At 42.5% G+C, this 22,879-nt stretch carries 18 protein-coding genes; 7 read left to right on the top strand and 11 right to left on the bottom strand.

Annotation, left to right across the window (positions count from 1 at the left end):
* Positions 1–97: 97 nt before the first annotated feature.
* A complete protein-coding gene (locus tag A9970_RS12350; protein WP_120336639.1) occupies positions 98–919 on the top strand; it encodes an alpha/beta fold hydrolase in 822 nt (273 codons plus the stop codon).
* A 77-nt stretch (positions 920–996) separates the two neighbouring features.
* Here the strand turns inward: A9970_RS12350 and A9970_RS12345 are convergent, their stop codons facing one another.
* The 10 genes from A9970_RS12345 to A9970_RS12300 form a co-directional block, all read right to left on the bottom strand.
* Positions 997–2,619, bottom strand: coding sequence for a sigma-54-dependent Fis family transcriptional regulator (locus A9970_RS12345; protein WP_182982481.1), 1,623 nt, complete (start codon positions 2,617–2,619; stop codon positions 997–999).
* A gap of 23 nt (positions 2,620–2,642) precedes the next feature.
* Positions 2,643–4,013, bottom strand: coding sequence for a sigma-54 dependent transcriptional regulator (locus A9970_RS12340; protein WP_182982480.1), 1,371 nt, complete (start codon positions 4,011–4,013; stop codon positions 2,643–2,645).
* Between the two features lie 10 nt (positions 4,014–4,023).
* A complete protein-coding gene (locus A9970_RS12335; RefSeq protein WP_182982479.1) occupies positions 4,024–6,246 on the bottom strand; it encodes a histidine kinase dimerization/phosphoacceptor domain -containing protein in 2,223 nt (740 codons plus the stop codon).
* 81 nt (positions 6,247–6,327) lie between these two features.
* Positions 6,328–6,993, bottom strand: a complete 666-nt coding sequence (locus tag A9970_RS12330) for a YoaK family protein (RefSeq protein WP_182982478.1) — start codon at positions 6,991–6,993, stop codon at positions 6,328–6,330.
* Positions 6,994–6,997: 4 nt separating this feature from the next.
* Entirely contained in the window at positions 6,998–7,471 is a 474-nt protein-coding gene (locus tag A9970_RS12325) for a Dps family protein (protein ID WP_182982477.1), read from the bottom strand.
* Between the two features lie 4 nt (positions 7,472–7,475).
* Positions 7,476–7,910 carry a DoxX family membrane protein gene (locus A9970_RS12320; RefSeq protein ID WP_182982476.1) on the bottom strand — a complete coding sequence of 145 codons (435 nt, stop codon included), beginning with the start codon at positions 7,908–7,910 and terminating at the stop codon, positions 7,476–7,478.
* A gap of 12 nt (positions 7,911–7,922) precedes the next feature.
* Positions 7,923–9,806 (bottom strand): amidohydrolase, encoded by a 1,884-nt coding sequence (locus A9970_RS12315; protein ID WP_182982475.1) that lies wholly within the window; start codon positions 9,804–9,806, stop codon positions 7,923–7,925.
* A 12-nt stretch (positions 9,807–9,818) separates the two neighbouring features.
* A complete protein-coding gene (locus A9970_RS12310; protein ID WP_182982474.1) occupies positions 9,819–10,583 on the bottom strand; it encodes a M17 family peptidase N-terminal domain-containing protein in 765 nt (254 codons plus the stop codon).
* A gap of 4 nt (positions 10,584–10,587) precedes the next feature.
* Positions 10,588–11,985, bottom strand: a complete 1,398-nt coding sequence (locus A9970_RS12305) for an alginate export family protein (RefSeq protein WP_310889286.1) — start codon at positions 11,983–11,985, stop codon at positions 10,588–10,590.
* Positions 11,986–12,023: 38 nt separating this feature from the next.
* The gene (locus tag A9970_RS12300) at positions 12,024–12,659 is read right to left on the bottom strand and encodes a hydrolase (RefSeq protein WP_075991584.1); all 636 of its coding nucleotides are present in this window, start codon (positions 12,657–12,659) and stop codon (positions 12,024–12,026) included.
* 583 nt (positions 12,660–13,242) lie between these two features.
* Here A9970_RS12300 and A9970_RS12295 point away from each other — a divergent pair.
* The 4 genes from A9970_RS12295 to A9970_RS12280 all read left to right on the top strand — a co-directional run bounded on the left by A9970_RS12295 (position 13,243) and on the right by A9970_RS12280 (position 19,110).
* Positions 13,243–16,479 carry a TonB-dependent receptor gene (locus A9970_RS12295; RefSeq protein WP_182982473.1) on the top strand — a complete coding sequence of 1,079 codons (3,237 nt, stop codon included), beginning with the start codon at positions 13,243–13,245 and terminating at the stop codon, positions 16,477–16,479.
* Between the two features lie 12 nt (positions 16,480–16,491).
* Complete coding sequence (locus A9970_RS12290) at positions 16,492–18,258, top strand: RagB/SusD family nutrient uptake outer membrane protein (RefSeq protein ID WP_182982472.1); 1,767 nt, start codon at positions 16,492–16,494, stop codon at positions 18,256–18,258.
* Between the two features lie 133 nt (positions 18,259–18,391).
* Positions 18,392–18,649 carry a hypothetical protein gene (locus A9970_RS12285; RefSeq protein WP_182982471.1) on the top strand — a complete coding sequence of 86 codons (258 nt, stop codon included), beginning with the start codon at positions 18,392–18,394 and terminating at the stop codon, positions 18,647–18,649.
* A gap of 5 nt (positions 18,650–18,654) precedes the next feature.
* Complete coding sequence (locus A9970_RS12280; protein ID WP_182982470.1) at positions 18,655–19,110, top strand: hypothetical protein; 456 nt, start codon at positions 18,655–18,657, stop codon at positions 19,108–19,110.
* Positions 19,111–19,211: 101 nt separating this feature from the next.
* Here the strand turns inward: A9970_RS12280 and A9970_RS12275 are convergent, their stop codons facing one another.
* Positions 19,212–20,621 (bottom strand): alpha-L-fucosidase, encoded by a 1,410-nt coding sequence (locus A9970_RS12275; protein WP_182982469.1) that lies wholly within the window; start codon positions 20,619–20,621, stop codon positions 19,212–19,214.
* 130 nt (positions 20,622–20,751) lie between these two features.
* Here A9970_RS12275 and A9970_RS12270 point away from each other — a divergent pair, with 130 nt between their 5' ends.
* Both A9970_RS12270 and A9970_RS12265 read left to right on the top strand, forming a co-directional pair.
* Positions 20,752–22,167, top strand: coding sequence for a sensor histidine kinase KdpD (locus A9970_RS12270; RefSeq protein ID WP_182982468.1), 1,416 nt, complete (start codon positions 20,752–20,754; stop codon positions 22,165–22,167).
* On the top strand, positions 22,154–22,864 hold the full coding sequence (locus A9970_RS12265; protein ID WP_182982467.1) for a response regulator transcription factor: 711 nt from the start codon (positions 22,154–22,156) through the stop codon (positions 22,862–22,864). Before A9970_RS12270 ends, A9970_RS12265 begins: the two co-directional genes overlap by 14 nt.
* Positions 22,865–22,879 lie beyond the last annotated feature (15 nt).

Raw genomic sequence — 22,879 nt, 5'->3', positions numbered from 1 at the left:
ATAATGCGTTTAAATACAGTTGTATATGTTTTTTGGACTGCAAATTGCAATCCAATTAGCATATCATGTAAATAATAAAATTCTTAAACTAATCATCATGGCAACATTCAAAGTTCAAGACGGAACAGAAATTTATTACAAAGACTGGGGAACAGGACAACCGATCGTATTTCATCATGGTTGGCCTCTATCCAGCGACGATTGGGACGCGCAGCTGATGTACTTCCTCGAAAAAGGGTACCGTGTGATCGCACACGATCGCCGGGGTCATGGTCGCTCGACACAGACGGCGACAGGAAATGAGATGGATACCTATGCGTCGGATATTGCACAATTGGTAGAAGCATTGGACTTAAAAGATGCCATCCATATTGGCCACTCAACAGGTGGCGGCGAGGTTGTTCGCTACATAACCAATCATGGTACTTCTCGGGTGTCAAAAGCTGTATTGATCAGTGCGGTTACCCCCACAATGGCTAAGAGTGCAACAAACCCCGATGGTGTACCTATGGAGGTCTTTGACGAAATAAGATTGAATACTGCAACACGTAGACAACAGTATTTTCAGGATTTTACCCTCGCTTTTTATGGCTATAACCGCGATGGAGCAAATGTACAGCAAGGCGTGATGGACAACTGGTGGCGGCAAGGAATGATGGGCGGTATTAAGGCTCACTATGATTGTATCAAAGCTTTCTCTGAAACTGATTTTACGGAAGAACTTAAAAAAGTAGAGATTCCTGTCTTAGTATTGCATGGTGAAGATGATCAGATCGTACCGATTGATATAACGGGTAGAAGAGCTGCTGAGTTGGTCCAAAATGGCACGTTAATTACCTATCCTGGCTATCCGCATGGAATGCCTACTACAGAAGCGGAGACCATCAATAAGGATATTTTGGATTTTATCCAGAAATAAGATTTCTGTTGATCTAAAAATAGTTTTTAAATAGTTGTATAAGCCATTTCCATAAACGGGAATGGCTTTTTTTCGTTTTATTCCTTGGAGTAAGAAAACTTCTTGCCAATGCCCAGCTTTTTCATTTTGGATTGAAGCGTTGTGGCCGGAATACCGAGTATGGTCGCCGCTCCATTGGGGCCAGAAATACGCGCTTTACAGTTGTGCAATACCCAAAGAATATATTCTTTTTCAAAGTTTGCCAAGGTTTGTAGACGGAAATCGGGCACCTTGCTTTCTCCTACAAAATCAGCGTCAGGCAATAGTGCAATTTTTTTTATAGTTGAATCTTCCGTCAATAGAATCGAACGTGCAATAACATGTTCAAGTTCGCGAATATTGCCAGGCCATGAATGTAAATGGAGGCGTTGCAATACCTTTTTACTCATTTGCTTAGGTGGATTTTCTCCGGCATGTTTTAAGAGGAAGTGCTGGACTAAATGAGGAATGTCTTCCCGTCGTTCACGAAGGGATGGAATGGTAATTGGAAATGCACTGATCCGGTAATATAGATCGGATCGAAAGTTGCCGGCCTTCACTTCAGCTTGTAAGTCCTTGTGTGTGGCACAGATTATACGGACATCGATAGGAATATTTATATTTCCTCCCACGCGCTCAATTTCTTTTTCTTGCAACACACGGAGAAGTTTTGCCTGAAGTGTTAAAGGAAGATCCCCGATCTCGTCCAAAAAAAGTGTTCCGCCGTGGGCTTGTTCGAACTTGCCGATTTTACGCTTTACAGCACCGCTGAAACTACCTTTTTCATGTCCAAAAAGTTCACTTTCGATCAATGTGGGCGCAATAGCCGCGCAGTTGACTTTTATTAGGGGACGAGCCGATCTGAGTGAAAAATGATGTATTATTTGAGTTGCTACTTCTTTGCCAGTTCCGCTTTCACCTTGAATAAGCAGATTCATTTCTGATAGTGCTACCATTTTGAGCTGCGATTTTATGGCTTGTATCAGGTCACTCTCGCCAATCATCTGCGGCTCTGAGGCCTCTGATTTCTTACCATAACCCTCGTTCTGCTGGAGACCCTGAGGCTGTGCATTGAGCTGCGCTGGGCTGTTGGCCGTGTTTGTTAAGGCTGTATGTGTCGATCGTTCGTACATCAGAATATTGCCGACGCTGATACCAAGCTGTGGGATAAAGTTTTTTATCCGATACTCAAGCTGAGGATCGATATGTTCCAGCCTTTTGTAGCCTAGACTTAAGATCGCCCAATAGTGGTCATGTACACGAAAAGCTTTGGATACAATTGCTTTATTTCCCTCTTGAATGGCGTGGACAAAGGTTGCCGGAAAGGATTTATCTGCTTTTAAAATCTCGCTGGCTCGGAACAGGATGGGGTCAGCGGAAAGGATACATTCTTTAAAGAATTTGTCTTTACAGCTACGTGATTCGTTCTTGCTTGTTTTTGCCTTATTTTTGGATTGAAAAAGAAGGCTATAATTAACTTCGCGATTATCCGCAATAAATAGCGAAAGCCAATTTTGTTCCAAAAAGATTTGGATTTCGTTTTGAAGCAAATCCAATGCGGCTAGGGTATGAATAGGAGCCATTTTCTGCTGAATAGCAATTTGAGCAAGCTGCTCTATTTCGCGTTGCTGAATGCGATTATAAATCGCTTGCGGATCTGATCCTACGGCTGTATGCTGCATGATGGTCATTTGCTATCTTGTTATCAATAAAAGTCGGATTTAATTCCGAATTTTTTCATTTTGCTGTATAGACTGGATGAACTGATCTGTAAGATTTCTGTTGCTCCACTTGGGCCTGAAATTTTGCCCTTACATGATTCAAGTACACGCAAAATATGCTCTCGTTCAATTTCTTCAAGGGATGCTAATTTTTGAGATGAAAAATCTGAGATTTTACTTTCCAGGTGTTCAATAAATACCATGTCGTTGATGATAGGGTCTTTTGCAAGCAGAACCGTCCTTTCAATAAGATGCTGCATCTCCCGAATATTTCCCGGCCATGGATAAGCTTGCATATTGGCAAGTACATGAGCAGAAAAGGCTGTGACATTTTTCTTGAGTTTCGTGGCGTAAAAGGCTAGAAAATAATTGGCCAGCACCTCAATATCTCCAGTTCGCTCTCGAAGTGGCGGAATAGCAATTGGGAAGATGTTGAGCCGATAATAGAGGTCTAGTCTAAAGTTGCCTAAGGCGACCTCCTGTTCCAGGTTGCGGTTAGTCGCCGCGATAATACGGACATTGATCTTGACGGGCAGCTCTCCACCTACACGGTCGATTTCTTGTTCCTGAAGCACACGGAGTAATTTGGTCTGCGCTTCTAACGGTAGTTCACCAATTTCGTCCAAAAAGATGGTTCCCCCGTCCGCAAGTTCAAATTTACCAATTCTTCTATTTTGTGCCCCTGTAAAGGCTCCTTTTTCATGACCAAATAATTCAGACTCCATAAGGGATAATGGTATGGCCGCACAATTGACTACAACCAAAGGCTGCTGCTTGCGCAACGAAAGCTGATGTAATGACTGCGCAATCTTTTCTTTACCTGTGCCACTTTCGCCAAGGAGCAAGACGGAGGTGTCTGTAGGAGCAACCAATTCGACCTGTGAAAGTACCTCATTAAGGGCTGGGCTTGTACCGATGAGCTGATTTTTTAAGCTTCTGTTTTCAATGGACTTAATTTTCGGTTCCTCGGCCTTGTTTTCCGAATGGAGCCTTTCATTGGCAATATCGAGCATAATGAAAAGATCCTTTTCGCGAAATGGTTTTGTCAAAAAACCATAGGGCCTTGTCTCTTTCACCGCTTCTAAAATACCTTGGTTGGTATTGGCCGATATAAATAGGAACGGTAGCTCCAGCTTGTTCAGTTCAATAGCGAGGTCGATACCTGTTTCACTTCCCTTTAATAGGATATCGAGTAGTATCCAATTCGGTTTTGTTGTCGCGATAATTGTCTTGGCCTGCGACACAGAAGACGCTATACCAACGACCTCATAACCGTTTTTTTTGAGGATCATCCTGAGATCATTAGCGACGATAAATTCGTCTTCTACAATTAAGATCTTGTTTCCTTTTTGCATAAAATTCGTCTTAAATTTCGCCTTCTTTCTGTGAAAATTGAATGGTAATGAAAACACCTTGGTCAGATGTCAGTTTAAATTCTCCGTCAAGCTGGGAAGTTAGCCCTTGCATGAGATTCATGCCGAAAGAGTCACTATCACTACTGCTAAGATCTTTCTGTATTCCGATACCATTGTCGGCAATGCTAAGCAAGAGATCGTAAGGAGTAGCTCTGATTCGCCTGAAGTTGATAAAAACAGTTCCCTCTCTTTGAGCAAAAGCATGTTTGATTGCATTATTGATTGCTTCATTGAGAATAAGTCCAACTGGGACCGCTTGTGCAACATCCAGTGTAATCGAATCTACCTGAATCTCAAATTTAACTGATTTTTCGGATTGAAAGCTATCTTTGAGATATTCGGTCAGTTCCTGGATATACCATTTCATGTCAATGCGAGAAAGGTTGTCTGTTTGATATAGTTTTTGATGGATCAGAGACATCGCATGCATTCGATTTTGACTATTTTGAATTGCGCTGATGGCGTCTTCGTTTTCAAGATAAGCCGATTGTGTATTGAGCAGACTGATAATAATCTGCATGTTGTTTTTGACGCGATGGTGAATTTCTTTTAGTAGCCATTCTTTTTCAGCGATCAGCTGTTTTAGCTTTTCATTCTGGGCATTAATTTCTTCCTGTTTGAGCGTTAGTTTTGCATTACTTCTTTTTTTTATGGCATTTTGGATATACAAAAAGCCTGCGAAGATCAACAGGACGACGAAGCTGCCTATGAACACGTTTCGTATAATAGCCTCCCGTTCAAGCAGTGATTTTTGCAGCTGACCTTTTTGTTTAAGGAGGACGATATCATGGTCTTTTTTTTCGGTATGATAATCTAATTGTAAGGCGGTAAGCTCCTTGGCCCGCTCTACACTGTTAATGGAATCGCTGATAGTTTTGAAAGCCGCCAAGTTTTTGAATGCGGATTTAAAATCACCGCGGGCGGAGTCGGCCAGATAATAGAGTTTCCGCAATTCGGAGGCACGGAGCAGACTGCTTTCTTTGGTCATTGATTGCTCTATTTCTTCAAGGTAAGGATACATCTGTTTGATCTGTCCATCTGCAAAAAGATAGCTCGTAATTCCAATCATCATGATATGTCTTTCCTGCCCAGTGATATTCCCGGTCTTGTAATAGGTTAAGAGTTCCTGATAATAGGGATAAGCTTTTTTTGTGTTTTTATTTCTTGTGTATAGCATGGTATACAGATAGGCATAGCGTATGGAATAGATATCGGACGCGTAATCTTTGGTGACATTATCAAGCAGATTCAGTGCATCTGAAACGCGATTGAGACGCGATAGAATGGTCGCTAAATTGAGTGTGATCGTATGGATGCCATATCTGTCACCTTGACTTTTGGCGATTTCAAATGCCTTTTGATAATTTTCTAGGGCTTCTTTATTGGATTTGAGATCGTAATAGATCAATCCCACAATATTGTACACGGCAGCTAAATCATCTTTGGTTGTCGTTGTGCTTTCGTTTTCCACTACCCGACGGGCTTCGAGTGCATATTTTAAAGCTTCTTTGAGGCGCAGGAGCATCCGGAGATTGCCGGCAACGGACACAAGCTCCTGGCTGATATTTTTATCGCTGGTCTGTTTTTTTAATACAGCGGCTCGATGAGCAGTTGCTATGGCACCTTTATAATCCCCATAATTGGAAAGGAAGCTGGATTGTTCCATCAGGATTTTGGGCTCAAGTGATTTGTCACTTGTCTTTTTGGCTTGTTCTAACGCTTGCTGGAATAAGCTGGTCTTTTGATGAAAGTCCACATCTTTGATGTCGTTAGCCATGGACAGGTAAATCATGGCCGAGGCTTTAGCAAGCTGATGAGCGTTTGCAAAAAGTAAACTAGCCTTTTTCTGGCTTTTTGCAAGGTCAGGTTTACCCATTTCCTCTTGTATTCGGGCATCCAGAAGCATATTTAGCGCGGCTTCGGTTTTAAGGTTGACTGAGAGGTGCAGTTTTTGGGATGTCCCATTAAGCCATAAGGCGCTGTCTAGGTCTTTTTTTGATTCACCTGGTTTTTCCAGATAACATTTAGCGGCTTCATAAAGCATACGAGCTTTTTGTCCGGGATCCTTTTCATGCGATATGCTGTCTAGCAGACGATGAATAGTCGTGTTGTCCTGACCGAATGTATTAAAGATCGAAAGGATAAAAATGCTAAGTATTAGATAAATTCTCATTAAGGTGACATACGTTATAAGATAGAGCAAGCTATCTTTCTACCGGTAACTTGCTCTATTTGCTTGATGCTTTTATCCTAATTATTGATCCTTGTCCTTCGAAAGGAAATAACAGACGAGCATCGCTATACCTGCAAATATAATAGAAGTTAATCCAAGTTGTTTACCAAAATAGGCTCCAGCCAAACATCCGATGAAAAAACCTGATAAGGTGATCAGCTGCTTCCCAAAGCTGACGTTGGTGTCTGGATTTTTAAATTTATTGGCGATAAGTACACAGAGGTCTAGCGACGCTTGGGTCACATTTCCGGTCATCATGGTTGTCGGTCCGTGAGTTGCTTTGGTAAATAGTTTTCCGAATGCATTTTGCATGCCCAAAGCGAATACGACGAGCATAACCAAGCTATACATTACGGTTTTGGAATCCTCTACCGGAAGAAAAATTGCCAGCAAACCTGCAATAACAAGTAATAGGGCTTCGACAAAGAGGACGGTATTTTTCTTATGGGAGCGTGAGGTAAGCCATCCGCCTGCCATCACTGCGGTGACGAATACAGGGAAGGTTGCTAATTTGATCCAGGCCGTGATATCTCCGCCATTGATAAGCTGATAGGCGAAGACGATAAAGTTCCCTGTCACGTGGGCCGAGAATATTTTGTCAGCTGCGACAAAAGTAACAGTGTCACAATACCCTCCAACAAGTGTGAGAACAAGTGTCGTTATATGTGCTTTGTTTTGATTTTCCATGGTTTTATGATAAATGCGCACGTAGCATCCAAGCCATTTTTTCGTGAGTTTCCAGAAGTCCTGTTGCGTAGTCGCTTGTTCCAATGTCCTTTAGTGCTACGGCAAAATGGTCGATGTTTTCGCGCAATGAAACAATAATGCTTTCGTGGTCCATTAATAATTCTTTGATATAAGCAGTACTGTCATTGCCTGACCTTTTCTGTTCGGTTAACTGTGTCAGCGCCAGAAACTGATTTAGGCTGGCAGGTGCATAATGCCCTAGGCTGCGGATGCGCCCAGCAAGACTGTCAATCAGCTCATCGAGTTCGTTGTACTGCGCTTCAAAAAAGAGATGTTTGTTGTAAAAATCGGCTCCTTCAATGTTCCAATGTGCATTCCTCGTTTTCGTATAGAGCAGGTATTCATCGGCTAAGAGTTTAGAAAGAATATGTGCCGATTCAGCTAGATTATTTTCGTGTATTCCGATATGGGGTTTCATATGTTTATTTTGTGAGTAGTTGGTAAATGTAATGATCGATTGAATAAGTTCCAGGGCCGATGAGCAAGAGGAGCAAAAGGCATAGTGTGTACATAAATGGAACATCGCGCACTTCGCGTGAATCGTGACGGTGTACGACGAAATAGCCAACTGCGGTGACTCCTATTGTCGGTAATAGCGCTAACCTTCCAAGTAAGCCCAGTGCAACAAAAAAAGGAACAATAGTGTCTGCAAACTGGGCTACTGCGGCGTTTAGTTTTTCGGGTAGCTGCAAAGGATTTGGGATATGTTCAGGTTCAGCTTGTGGGCCTTTCTGAATTTTTTTGAGACCGTGCACGGTCAATAATTCCCAGGCAAATAGAACTCGAAAGATCAGTATGGCAATGTTATTGGCCGTATTGCCCAAATCGGTGTAAAAAAGTTTTTGAAGTATTTCCATCTTTCCAGTGTTTTAAAATGCAAAACATGAACAGCCTAGGGCTCCCCAGAATGCGGTGTAATTGTTTATCGCGATGTTACTCATTCGGGCTTGATTGTGATCGTGTGCATGTACCTGACAGCTGCCGCTACACAGATGGATGGAATTTACAATGCTACTTTGAGCTGTTGATGCAGTTGTAATGCTTTTTTGAGCTGTTTTCGAAACACTATAATAGCCACCGTAGCTTTTTGTAGGTGACCAATCGGGTAGAATGGGGATCGGTAGGGGAGAGAAGGAACTGAAATCACCTTCCGCATAGACAATTTTGCCCGCTACGACAGTAAGTTCGGATTCGATCTCCTTAATAGCTTCATCTTCTACCGTAAAATAGTCATTGTTAAGTACCGTTAAATCAGCTAGCATTCCCACAGCAATATCTCCCTTTTTTTGTTGTTCTTGTGAAAACCAAGCACTGCCTTTGGTATAGAGCTGTAGCGCTGTTATGCGGTCAAGCTTGCTGTCTTGGTATATTTGGAGTCCACCAACAGTTTTTCCTGCGGTAAGCCAGTACATGGACACCCAGGGATTGTAGCTGCTCACGCGGGTTGCATCGGATCCACCTCCTACAGGAACTTCCATGGCCAGCATTTTTTTGACAGGGGGTGTTTGTTCGGCCGCAGTAGCGCCATATCGATCTGCAAAATATTCACCTTGATAGGCCATGCGGCTTTGGATGGCAATACCACCACCTAGCGCTTTGGTTCGTTCAATATTACGTTCGTCTATTGTTTCGGCGTGGTCGAAAATCCAGGCCAATCCGTCAAACGGAATGTCGCGGTTGACTTTCTCAAATACATCCAAAAAGCGGCTGATACTTTCGTTGTATGTGGCATGTAATCTGAATGGCCATCGGTTACTCACGAGTAAGCGAACAACTTTTTCGAGTTCGGCTTCCATATTTTCACTGAGATCAGGTCTAGGCTGCAGAAAATCCTCAAAATCTGCTGCCGAAAAAACAAGCATTTCACCAGCGCCGTTGTGGCGGTACATGTCGTCGCCTTGGTGGAGAGGAACGCTGTCTATCCATTGCTGGAAATCTTCGTATTCGTGCTTGGGCTTTTGTGTAAAAAGGTTGTAGGCGATACGAACCGTAAGCTGGTCTTCGCTATGTAAATCACGGATGACTTTATAGTCGTCGGGATAGTTTTGAAAACCGCCACCAGCATCGATAACGCTGGTAATTCCAAAGCGATTGAGTTCCTTCATGAAATGTCGGGTCGAATTAACCTGTTCTTCGTAGGGAAGTGTAGGTCCTTTTGCCAAGGTTGAATATAGGATCATGGCATTGGGCGCTGCAATCAGCAATCCTGTGGGATTGCCATGGCTGTCCCGTTCAATGGTTCCGCCTGGAGGAGCGGGTGTGTCTTTGGTGTAACCTACGGCACGCAGTGCAGCAGCATTTAGCAGTGCGCGGTCATAGAGATGAAGGATAAAAACGGGGGTATCGGGCGCAATGGCATTGATCTCAGCCAAAGTTGGCATACGACGTTCGGCAAATTGAAACTCGGACCAGCCACCCACTACGCGAACCCATTGGGGATGTGGCGTACGGTCAACTTGCTCTTTGAGCATACGTAATGCATCGGCCAATGATGGAACACCATCCCAGCGCAATTCAAGATTATAATTGAGTCCACCACGGATCAGGTGGATATGCGAATCGTTGATGCCCGGTACAGCACGTCTACCGCCTAGATCAATCAATTTTGTCTGTGTGCTGGCAAGCTTAAGGACATCGCTGTCCGAACCGATTGCAACAAATTTACCATCTTGGATCGCGACAGCGGTAACAACTTCCTGGTTGTGGCCGAAATGGGTTATTTTTCCGTTATATAGAATAAGGTCTGCTTTCATAATCTGGTTTGTTTAATTGTTTAAGGAAGAAATCGCGTTTTTGATGCCTTCGCCAGCAGTTTCAAAAAATGCCGGTCCGGCTAGTAACGTGATCTTGTTTAATACCGGTTGTTGATCCATATTTTTTTCGCCCAACCATTTTTGGGTTCTGAAGGCATCGATACACCCGAGAACAACATTCTCTGCGACCAGAGCAGTCGGCGAATCCACACCTGCATCTTTGAGATCACTCGCAAAACTAAAATCTTTGACACCTAATCTAAGCGCTTCGCGCATGGCAACATGGGCTACATCCTTCATCAGTTCAGCATGGAAGTCCTCCCGTTTGCCAAGCCCAATCAACAACAGTTTTTTACTTGCGAGCGTGCCCTTTTGGCTTGGAGCAAAGAGGATGGTTTCAAGTGCATGTCCTTTAAATTTTCCTGTTTTACGTATTTCAGTTAACGTACCATGTAAAGCTTCATCTAAATGTACTAGACCATTCAATGCGGCAGGCAATGCCGGCGGGGAGATAAAGATATCGCCCTCGGTATATTCAAATACACAGGCTACCTGCAGATCACTTGCAGCAGCCGAAGGGCCTTGAACGAGGCCTTCAATAGCAAGTCCATCGACATTTCCCCAGATGGTACTTGTGCCTATTGCTGTGGTTTTAATAGGAGCTGCCGCCGTTGCTTGTGCATAGGATTGTATCGGAGTGACCGCCAGGGTGCCAAACAAGGCGATCAGTGCCCATTGACATGTTTTCTTTTGAAAGAGTCTCTTTATTGTTTTCATGATTTTAGAATTTAAAGGCGATCCTGCTATTGAAGAAAATTCCATTTTTTGGTGTGCTAATGATGTCTTCAATGAAAGTGCCGGTTTTGAAATATTGAATACCTGTTACCAGCGACAATTGCTTACTGGCGGCGTAGGTAAAGTTGGCTAGATAAGCCGTGCCGATATAGCGTTTACGCGAAGCAGATCCAGGCAGGTTAAAAGATCCGCTTGGCCTGTATAAACCGTCTTGTAAGGTATGCCGCCAGTTGAAAACCACGTCGACCTGCATCTTGAGTTTGGAAAGAAGGTCTAGTGTGGCATAAGGGTGAATGTCAATCAAGTTGACGGGACCGATCTGTGGACTAAAACCGAAGTATCCGCCTTTGGGATAAATGGGGTTGAAAGTTTGCAGATTGCCATCTCCAGCCTTTTTGTCCCCTGAAATATAGTCGTTACGTAGATTGATGGATGGTTTGAGTACCGTATTCTCAAAGAGGTAGCCGATATCGACGGAAGCAGTCCATGCTGATATCTTACCGTGGCCAAAAGATCCAAATTGATAAGCTCCTTCAAGGTTGTAAATAAATCCACCGCCATATTTCCAGATCCGGGTTCCTACGGTATGGCGGGTTTCCTGTGCTATACCCTCCTCAAAAGCAGAACGGTCGCGATAGATGCCGATGTAATATAAGTCGAGATTGGCCTGTTGAGGAACAATAAATTTACCGTATGCTCCCCACAAGTTCACCTGTTTGGAAGGTTTGTTGTCAAATATGCCCGGTCTAATGGTATCTGCCATCATGGCAAATGCTTCGATATTCACTTTACTGCTGTTGTAAGCTAGTTTTGCTCCAGTGAAATATCTTCTGGCATTTGGGCCTTCACCTACGGAGATTAAGCGGCCGGAGCCATAGTCAAGCTCCTGCCTGCCAAGGCGAATCAATACTGATTTATCATTTTGTTTGAACAGCGTTCCATCTATAAATAGGTTCTGTACATTCAGTTGGTCTTCATCGATCTGGCGTGAACCATTTTTGCGGCCATGCTGCAGGGCTGAGCGAAGTTGGGTGAAAAGACGGAGACGCGTCCCGAAATGTAGATCGGCGTGCAGACTATAACGTTGCAGTAGAAAGTTGTTATGCCCAAGCTTTACGCGTCCCCAGTCCTCATTGTTAAAATCGACATATTCCAACCGTGCCTCGCCACCCATCGAAAGCCATAATTTTCTGTCAGCAGTTAAAGGGCTATATTTGAGCTTTTGATAACCATAACGTGTACTGTCTGCGAGAGCGCTGTAATCTTCCTCGAAACGCATTAATTTGTACGTTTGACCCTTGGAAAAATGCGGAAATAGGCTGAGTATCGACAATACGAGCGCCGCTTGACGGATGTAATTGAATATGGTCTGTTGCTGTTGCACGAGGTACGATTTTGAATAAATATTTTTTTACAATTGAATTAACCGTGTTTTAGCATATTGTGGGCGTAATGAATCCCTAAGCCATAGCTGCCGCCATGTTTTTTCATGAGGTCTGTTACAGCTACATAGGTTTCCTGACGGGCCCAGTCGCGTTGTAATTCCAGAAGGTATTGTACAGCAGTGATCGGTTTTACACCCATATGAATCATTCGTTGCATAGCACGCTCATGTGCCTCTTGACTTACATCACCACAGGCATCGGCAATGACATAAACTTCATATCCCTCCGCTAGTGCAGATAAGGCTGGCCCAACGATACATACACCTGTCCATAGGCCTGCCAGTACCAGTTTTTTCTTACCTGTGCCTGTTATGGCTTGATAAGCGGCCTCATCTTCCCAGGTATTCATACTAGTTCGGTCGATATAATCTGTACTGGCTTGTGGATAATATGTCTCAATTTCCGGAAAAACAGGACCTGAAAAGCTTTCTTCCGCGACTGTGGTTACGATGGTCGGCACATTGAAAATCTTGGAAGCACCGCAGATTACGGCGACATTATTGCGAAGCTCTTCCATGGTAATGCTTTTTGTGGCAAATGCCATTTGGCCTTCGAAGTCGATCAATACCAATGCATGGTTGCTTGGCGACAATAGTTCTAGTGATGGTTTCATAAATATGAATTTTTTGTTGTTTGATAATTGTTGAGATTCAAATCTTTTACCTTTTTTCTTATTGTTTTGATTTTTAGTTTTCTATAGTGTTTTGTTGGTTTTTAAAATTGACGATATATCGTCAATTTGTTTTTCGTATTAAAATAATCTGATAAGTCAATGATCTATGCACCGCTTTGGAGTTGCTGTTATCCTTTAGAGATACCCAAAGCATTTGTTGTATATCCAAATTTAGGCGGGCTAATTTTGCTGTTCATTGAACTAGTTCAAGAAAAACAGGGAAAGAAAAAATGTACTAAACAATGGCTATTGCGTAATCCCTTCGCGGTCAATTAACGTATTTCTGGATTCTGAAAAATGAGACTTTAGGTTTTTGAGTTGAATAGATTAACTTTTAGATGTCTCAAGGCTTGTTTTTATGATTTATGTTATCTAAAAGATAAATTTTGATTATTTAATGGTATGCTAAACCTGTTTAGGTACTAATGTTGTTGATATTAATTAAATATTTGTTAACATTACGGTAAATTATAAACCAAGTCAAAGCATCAACTTTGATGCAAAATTCTAAACCAGACTAAAAATGCAAAAAACATTACTAATCAGTATGGCATTGGGTCTCTCATACCCCACTTGGGCTAATGTAGAGCGTGATTATGTCAAATTGAATCAAGAGGTGCACAGTATTGCAGTTCAATCTACCGTGAAAGGGGTGGTAAAAGACAAAAACGGAACAAGCTTGTCCGGAATTACCATTACCAATTTAACCAGCCAAAAAACAACCTCAACGAATGTAGCGGGTCAGTTCACGATCGAAGCCACTATGGGGCAAAGACTCAAATTGACAGGGATAGGCTACAGTGAAAAGATCGTCAGCGTGACGGGAGGGCAGATCGATATCATCATGGAATCCAAAGATACCGAACTGGAGGAAGTCGTGGTGGTCGGTTATGGTACGCAGAAAAAAGTGAATCTTACCGGTGCAGTAGACCAAGTGGGATCAGAAGCTTTTGAGGGACGCGTACTGGGTAATGCAAGCCAGATGCTCCAAGGTGTAATTCCCAACTTGAATGTAACCCCAGCAGATGGTAAGCCCAATCGTGCACCAAGTTTCAATATCCGTGGTACAACTTCCATTGGTCAGGGTGGAAGTGCACTTGTGCTTATCGATGGTGTCGAGGGTGATCTTTCGGCGATCAATCCCAATGATATTGAAAGTGTAACTACACTCAAAGATGCGGCTTCATCTGCGATTTACGGCTCCCGCGGTACCTTCGGGGTAGTTTTGGTCACAACGAAACGTGCCAAGTCCGGAAAAACTTCAATCAACTATTCAGGAAGTGGCTCTTTTCAAAAACCTGTAACCTTGCCCAAATTCGTGACAGATGGTTATGAATATGCTTCGCATTTCTTTACAGCTTATAATGCCTGGAATAATTATTCTTCGATTCCGAGCAAGCTTAACAAGACACAGATCTTTACAACAGATTGGCTGGAAGAGTTTAAGAGAAGAAAAGAACAGGGCATTACCGAACAGGTCACTGTCGACGATAAAGGTAATTATGTATACTACGGTAATGAAGATTATTACGGTACGTTGATCAAGGATAATACGTTTGTCCAGGATCACAACCTTTCCATCAGTGGTAATTCAGAAAAAATGGATTACTATATTTCTGGACGTGCTTACGACTACAATGGCCTGTACCGCTACAACAGTGATAAATATAAGACCTATAATACACGTGCAAAAGCGGGACTTCAGGTCACCGACTGGTTACGGATAAGCAATAATATCGATTTTAATTATGCCAAATATAGAGACCCATCGACTGCTGGTGAAGGTGGAAATATCTGGCGCAATATTGCCGATGAGGGACACCCTTCTTCGCCGATCTTTAACCCTGATGGATCTATGAGTTTCTCTGCAGCCTATACGGTAGGGGATTTTATCTACGGTAAGAATGGTACGAATACGGCTAATCAGGATCTCCGCAATACAACTTCTTTCGAGACTAAGTTTTTCAACAATACGTTCCGCATTAAAGGGGATCTGACTTTTAGAAATCGCGATTTTAATTCGGTAAGAGTCCGTGTGCCGGTTCCATATAGCACACAGGAGGGAAAAATGTTGCGGTTGGAAACAAGTATGAACGACAATATTTATCAAGTAGACCAACGCTACCGTTACTTGTTTGGAAATCTCTACAGTGAATATGAACGCACAATAGGCGATCATTATTTTAAAGGTTTGCTCGGATACAATTATGAACAGCGTACGTATAATTCAACCTATATTACCAAAACAGGTCTACTCAATGATGATGTTGAAAATATCAACCTGGCAGTAGGGCAGAATACCACAGCGACAGCGGGATATAACAAGTACCGTAATGTCGGAGTATTTATGCGTGCCAATTATATTTTCAAGGACCGTTACCTTTTTGAATTTAATGGCCGCTACGATGGTTCGTCCAAATTTCCGACAAATCAACGATGGGGACTATTCCCTTCCGCATCCGTGGGCTGGCGTATTTCTGAAGAGCCATTCTTCCAGGTGGACAAAAGAGCACTTTCTGATCTGAAGCTAAGAGCGTCCTATGGCTCATTGGGTAATGGTAATGTCGATCCGTATTCGTATTTGGATATTTACGAGATCAAGATTATGGATCGGGTATTGAACGGACAGAAGCCGGCGTATACCTCGGTGCCTAAGGTGATCCCCGATAACTTAACTTGGGAAACAGCGCGCACGGCAAACTTAGGTCTTGATCTATCGTCTTTAAATGGAAAACTGACTTTTACGGGCGATATCTATCAACGCAAGACCTTAAATATGTATACCTTAGGTGTAGCTTTGCCTGATATCTTTGGTGCGGAGTCGCCGAAAGGAAACTATGCTGACATGACCACAAAAGGTTTTGAAGTGAGCCTGACTTATAAGGATAGATTCGATCTGAACGGTAGTCCTTTCAATTGGTCCGTAAGGGGTACTTTGGCTGATTATAGATCCAATATAGACCGTTACGAAAATAAAGAGGGTTTAATCAAAGATGGATCGTATTATGAAGGCCAGCGCATCGGCGAAATATGGGGCTATGTAACGCAGGGTTTATTTCAGAATCAGGCGGAAATTGATGGTGCTGCAAAGCAAAAATTGATCAAATCGTCAAACAATGGTACAATATATCCAGGTGACGTGCGTTTTGCGGATCTAAATGGTGATGGTGTAATCGATTATGGAAATAATACGATTTATAGCCATGGTGACAGAACTGTTATCGGTAATACCGATCCACGATATATCTATAGTTTTAACCTTAATCTGGATTGGCAAGGTATTTATTTATCGTCTTTCTTCCAGGGTGTGGGTAAGCAGAATTGGTACCCGAGCAATGAATCTATTTTTTGGGGACAATACAATCGACCTTACAACAACTTGCCGGAATGGCACCTCAACAATTATTGGACTGAAGACAATCCAAACGGTTATTTTCCTCGCTATGCTGGGTACAATGAATCTATCAAAACAACGCCACAGACAAGATATCTGCAGAACGTTGCCTATATACGTATGAAAAATATACAGATCGGATACAGTTTTCCTAAATCTGTAACCAACAGGTTAAAAATTAGTAGTCTTCGGGCTGGACTTTCGGGCGAAAACTTATGGACCTGGTCGCCTCTTTACAAAAAAACGAAGGATCTCGATGTCGGTAATCTAGGCAAATCTGATCCGGAGATCGGAACGGGTTCTGGCGACGGATTTAACTATCCAATTATGAAGAGTGTTAGTTTTAATTTATCTATTGGCTTATAGTTTTTTATTATCATGAAAAAATTATTTTATATACCTATTGTTGCGCTTTTGTTCTCCTCCTGTGAACTAAACGAGCTGCCGAAGGCAGGTGCCACCGAGGAGGATATCTTCGGGAGCGAAAGTGGATTAAAAAATTACAGCAACTCATTCTATCGGAATATCACTTCTGGTAGTGACGCTTATAAGGGTGACGCTATGGCTGACTATTCGGCTGTAAATAGTCTCAATGATTTTATGGTCGGCGGCGCTTACAGTGCTGAGATCAGTTCGGGGTGGTCCTGGGCTACCCTGCGTAATATCAACCAATTGATAGCTAAATGTAATAGTCCCAAATTGAGCGATGCTATCAAAAATAATTATATCGGCTTAGCCCGCTTTTTCAGAGCTTGGTTCTATTATGAGAAAGTAGTTCGTTTTGGCGATGTGCCTTGGGTAGATCACCCTTTGGCGGTTGATGAGACGGATATCCTTAAAGCACCACGGGATTCGCGCGAAGTGGTCATGAAGCACATCATGGAAGATCTGGACTTTGCCTACGCCAATATTACAAATACGGCGGGTGACGGTAGTACGGTTAATAAATGGACAGCACTTGGTTTGAAGACCCGAATCGCGCTGTTCGAAGGAACATTTCGTAAATACCAAAAGCTCAATTTGGCTACACAGCCGGAAGTATTCTTCCAGATGGCGGTAGACGCTGGCAAGATTTTAATGGAAAATGGTCCTTATGGGCTTAATATCTCCGCAGACCCTAAAACATCACAGCGACAGTTGTTTACCAGTAATACGCCAGTGACAAAAGAGGTCATGTTGGCCGTAACTTTCAGTAAAGATCTTGCGCTTTTGAACGATGCCAACTGGTGGTGGACATCAGCAACCTACGGTCCACGTTTAAGTTTGGTAAGGCCTTTTATCAATAGTTTTTTGAATGTTGACGGTACTCCTTATACGGATAGACCGAACTTTCAGACTGAGGAATTCTATGAGGAGTGTCAAAATCGCGACTTGCGCTTGGCGCAGTTGATCCGGACGCCAGGATATTCCCGTAATGGACAGCCTGCTCCCCCAAATTTTGCAAGTTTTACCTATACGGGGTATCAACCGATCAAGTATACTTTAGACGATCCCTATTACGACAATGGCGGTTACAATACCAATGCAGTTCCTTTAATGCGTTATGCGGAAATATTATTAAACTATGCTGAAGCGAAACAGGAACTAGGTACTTTCAATGATGCGGATTGGTCGAAAACTATTGGAGCATTACGTTCAAGGGCAGGAATAACAAGTGGAACGAATGCACTGCCAACCAAAGTGGATACCTACTTGAAAAATACATTCTTCCCCGAAGTCAATAGCCCCGTGCTTTTAGAAATACGTCGTGAAAGACAGGTGGAATTAGCTCTGGAGGGTTTCCGTTTCAATGATTTGAAGCGATGGAAACTTGGACCGCTTATGGCAAATTTGCCTTGGACGGGAATTTATATCCCTGCTTTAGATAAGCTGATTGATATCGACCACAATGGAACTCCAGATGTCGTGTTCTATGATGGAAGTAAATCAGCTCCTTCGATAACTGTTCCTGCAGGAGTAGCCAAGGTCGCTATAGGGGGCAAAAGTACCAATTTCCAGACAATGACTTCGGACAATCACCTGGAATGGTTTAAAGCTGTGAAGCGTACCTGGGATGACAATAACAAGCAATACCTTTACCCAATTCCGTCTGCAGCGATTGTGCTGAACGGAAATCTGACACAAAACCCAGGTTGGAGTAAATAGGAATTTAACTTATTCGTCCCCATAAAAGAGGCTCCTTGCAATGCAAGGAGCCTCTTTTATGGGGACTTTAGATTATATGGACGCTAGATCTAGGTAATTTTAATTAAGTTTAGGTGGAGCAAAACCAGTATATATGAACTTAGAAATTAATTTACCCACCTATTCCGAAGAGTTGGGGCTACAGGCGTCATGGGAACCTGGATTTGAAATAGCAGTTCAACTTGTTGCCAACGAAATTGTAATTCGAGCCAACAAACAGGGGCTTATCTCATTGGCCAAGCAACTTTTGATACTTGCGCAGGATGAAGTGCCAAAAGGTGCCCATTTCCATTTGGATGAAACGAATTCCCTTGAAATGAACGCTGTTCCGATGATTTTAGAAAAACGATAAAGATCATGAAAATACATCACCTCATAAGAAGCAGCCTACTTTTTTTATTTTTAAACTGTATGAGGCTGATGGCTGTTGGGCAGGAAATTTTGTATGTATTTCCAGATTCCGTAGAGAGAATACTGGAACAACATTTAAGTGAGTACAGCCTAAATAATGATAAAGAAAGGGTTTATTTGGACCTGGCTAGAAACGATGAATTTTATCGGTTAACAATCGGAACCTATTTTGTTGACCGGGATGATGATTTGACCCGTTGGATTAAAGCGAGCAATCGCTTGGGTTTAGTTAATACAAAGAAATATCCCCTGTTGATTGATGTGGATTTTGATTTCGGCGCACCGGAAGAGACGGCTTTGGGGACTTTTGGAAAACGAGAAGGAAAGGTCAAACGTACGCGGGTTCTGATGCATGGCTTTAGCGTGAAATTCACTAAAAATGGAGCGATTTTGAAAGAATAGGATAACAGGCCATGGGTACAAATCTCCCCCTATAAAAGTCGGTGGATATAGACTTTTATAGGAGAAGAATAGCAAAGACGTTTTTGATTCTTTGTTTTGTGTTAGCGTCTTTCTTGGTAAACGCCGATTTCGTTTACGACCGCATGGCCTTTTTCAGGTTTGATGCTGAAGCGTAATTTTTGTCCCAGTACTTCATCAAAGCGGAAGATCTTGATGCGGCCCTGTTGTACCGCTGTAACCACTATAGGATGCCATTTTCCATCTTTCAGATAGGATAAGTTATACTGTGAAGGATTGTCTTTTCCTTCGGTAATAACAACACTATTGAAAGCTTTACTACGTTCAAAATCCAATTCATACCATACTTCATCTTTGACTGCCGGATTGGAGACCCAGGCACTACCAAAGTTATCGTCGTTGGCAAAATCCATAATGTTCATATCTTCGCTCCAGCTACTGTATGAAGGTACTTGTTTGGCCATATTGTGGTCGACTATTGGTGCCTGGTAACTTGGTAATGAGTTGTAGCTGGGTTTATTTTTGTATAATGTACCGATTGTCTTCAGTGCATCAAGCGCATTTTGATCCATCAGACCATCACTATTTGGTGCTACATTGAGCATAAAGTTGCAATACGCGTTGTTGTACGGAATTACAAATTTCTCGACCAATTCATTGACATTTTTAACTGGGGTGTTCGGAAACGATGTTTTCCAGAACCAATTTTGCTGTAAGGGAAGACAGGCCATTGCCGGCAATTTGTTATGCTCCTTGGAGATAAATTGACCCGCGCCTTGTTCGTACGATTTGATATCGGTGTAAAACAACGCATCACCGGGGTATTTTGCCGAATTGAGATCCATCAACAAACATTTCGGTTGGAGTGATTTGACAAGATAATAGATGTCATCGAAAGGAACATCATCGTACGAAATACGCGACCAAGGGGCGTCCCATCCATCAATGACCAAGGCGTCGATTTCTCCGTATTGGGTCAACAATTCCGTCAGCTGATCTTTGATCAATTGGATATGCGCTTTGGTAATGGTATGTGGACGTATGCCCTGATGCATATCCAAAATGGAATAATAAAGCATAACACGCAAACCATTTTTGCGGAAAGCATCCGTAAATTCTTTAACAACATCACGATGTAAAGGCGTGTTCATTACATTATAATCTGTTGTTTTGGTATTCCAGATCGGGAAGCCACTATGGTGCTTGGTGGTTAGGCAACCATAGCTCATATTGGCCGATTTGGCAGCTTTAGCCCATTGATCTGCGTTGAGCTTCGGAGATTTGAACAGTTCAAGTGCGGCGTTGGGATCGGACCAGTCTTGTTCCATAAAAGTTGGCATGCCATAATGGATGAACATACCGAATCCAAGATTGACAAAGTCGAGCTGACTCTGCTCAAGGACCTTCTTTGAAAAACCGGATTGTGCCAATAACGTGTTGCCCAGTAAAAGAAAAGATAGGCAGTAAAGTAGGGGCTGTAAAATTTTGGACATAATTTGCTAAGTTGTTATGTTGTAAAGATAGGTCAAGGTTGTGTTATTTAAGCCTAATGGAAACCTAACGAAAGCCTAATAAAAGCCTAATAGATATCTTGATTCGACAAATTGATGTTATTTTTAAACCATGAAGAGTACCGGTAAAAATATATATCCTTGGGCATTTGGAACAAGCTTCTTGATCTTGACGGGGTTGATCGGTTTTCTGATCTTCAATACGTATAAGCTTGAAGACAAGAATTATCAGATTGGACAGCTCAATCGGATCCAGAATGCTTATGGAGCTGTGATTATGGATGATAAGATATTCCCTGGGGGAGATGCCATATTCCAGACAACATTGGTACCCTGTTTGCCGAAATGGTATGAAAAAAAAATAAATAAGTCCGCAGACGCAGACCAGTATGGTAACCATTGTATGAATGGCTTTCTCGATCAGATGCGTAGGCAGCAGTCGTTAGACAGTATTTTTCGTCGGATCGTACATCAGCAAGGGCTCGATACGACACTTGTTTACCTATTCCATTTTGATAAATTGGAAATATATAATGCAAGAGACCGTGCCTGGACGACTTTCTATGCGTTAGCAGCCGATGATCGTGCTGGTCTAATTAGTGGCAAACTCAAGCGCGGAACAAATAATAATAGGGTATTCCAACTGTCTGTTAGTGACAAGAATCCTATTCCTTATCGTTTTACCTATAGCCTGTATGTTGATTATGAAAACAGGGGCTGGCGTCTTGTCCAACGGATGATGCCCGTGTTTTTACTCTCCTTAGCTTGTATTGTTGTGATCGTATTATTGAGTTATCGAACCTATCGTAATTGGATCAACCAACGTAAATTGGCAGACCTGAAAACGAGTTTTCTAAATCATATGCGCCATGAATTTAATACGCCACTGACGACAATTTTGATCAGTGCACATAGTTTGATCGATCGTGAAACAGGAAAAGACGATAAGGAGGTGGCACAACTTGGGCGCATCGTGGAAAGGCAAGCCAAACGACTCAAAGCTTATTTTGAACAGGTCATGGGATCTGTGGCATTACAGGAACAAGAGGCTAAAATTGTATCCGTTTCTATTGATCGGCTTACACAGCAAATACTGAAAGAACTTCATTTGCGCTACCGAGGTGAAATTGAAATTCAATATGAACCTTTAGCTGCCGATGTGGAGATGAGTCTTGATGAAGATTATTATTTTTCAATCTTAGATAACCTGGTATCCAATGCGATAAAATTTAACGATAATAGTAAGAAGACGATTCAGTTTAGCTGGGAGCAGCAAGGTCATCATTATAACCTCAAAATAGTGGATAATGGGATTGGGATCGCCCCTGCAGATCAGGAAGCGATATTTACAGCATTTTATAGAGGCAAACTATCCGGTAATAAACCTGGACTAGGACTGGGGCTTTACTATGTCAAATCTTATTTGGACAGGCTGGGTTGGACGATCCATGTAGCAGGCGGTAAGTCTGGTTCCGGTACAATTTTTTATATTTACATGAGTAATGTGGCATTCAATGGCAAAAGATAAGATTGACATCCTTTTGATTGAAGACGAACCTGATTTGGGCGAAGTTTTCTCACGTTATTTGCGATACAAAGGCTTTACGGTGCGCTGGGAAAGCACGGCGCAAGGAGGCTGGGCGGCTTTTCAGTCCTGTGCCGTCAAATTACTAATTATTGATGTGCAGTTGCCCGATGGCAATGGTTTTGACCTGGCGCAACAAATGATACAATTGAATCCTGGGCAACCTATTTTCTTTTTGACAGCACTTCATGAACGCACATCGCGGCTCAGAGGACTTAGTCTCGGCGCTGTTGATTACATCGCGAAACCTTTTGACATGGACGAAATATTGCTCAAGATCCGCAATTTATTGAACGTGGCAAATGCGCCCGAAATGCCGACGAATTCGGAAATCGAACTCGCTATCGGTTGTCTGTTGCTCAACATGGAACGTTATAGTCTGCGTGATGGGATGGGAAGCATACAAAAGCTCACAGTCCGTGAAGCTGAGTTGCTGCGACATCTGGTCCTTCATAAAAATCTATTGGTCAATAAAAAAGATCTCCTGCTGCAGTTTTGGGGTAATACGGATTTTTTTAACGGTAAAAGCCTAGAGGTTTTTATCTCCCGACTTCGTAAATTACTGCAGATGGATTGCAAACTTCATATCGAAAGTATCTATGGAGCGGGTTATATTTTACACGAAAATGAAGGTGTTTAACGACCGGATCTATTT

The organism is Sphingobacterium sp. UME9 (assembly GCF_014170215.1).
Classification (GTDB): Bacteria; Bacteroidota; Bacteroidia; order Sphingobacteriales; family Sphingobacteriaceae; genus Sphingobacterium; species Sphingobacterium paramultivorum.
This window is presented reverse-complemented; position numbering and strand designations above follow the sequence as displayed.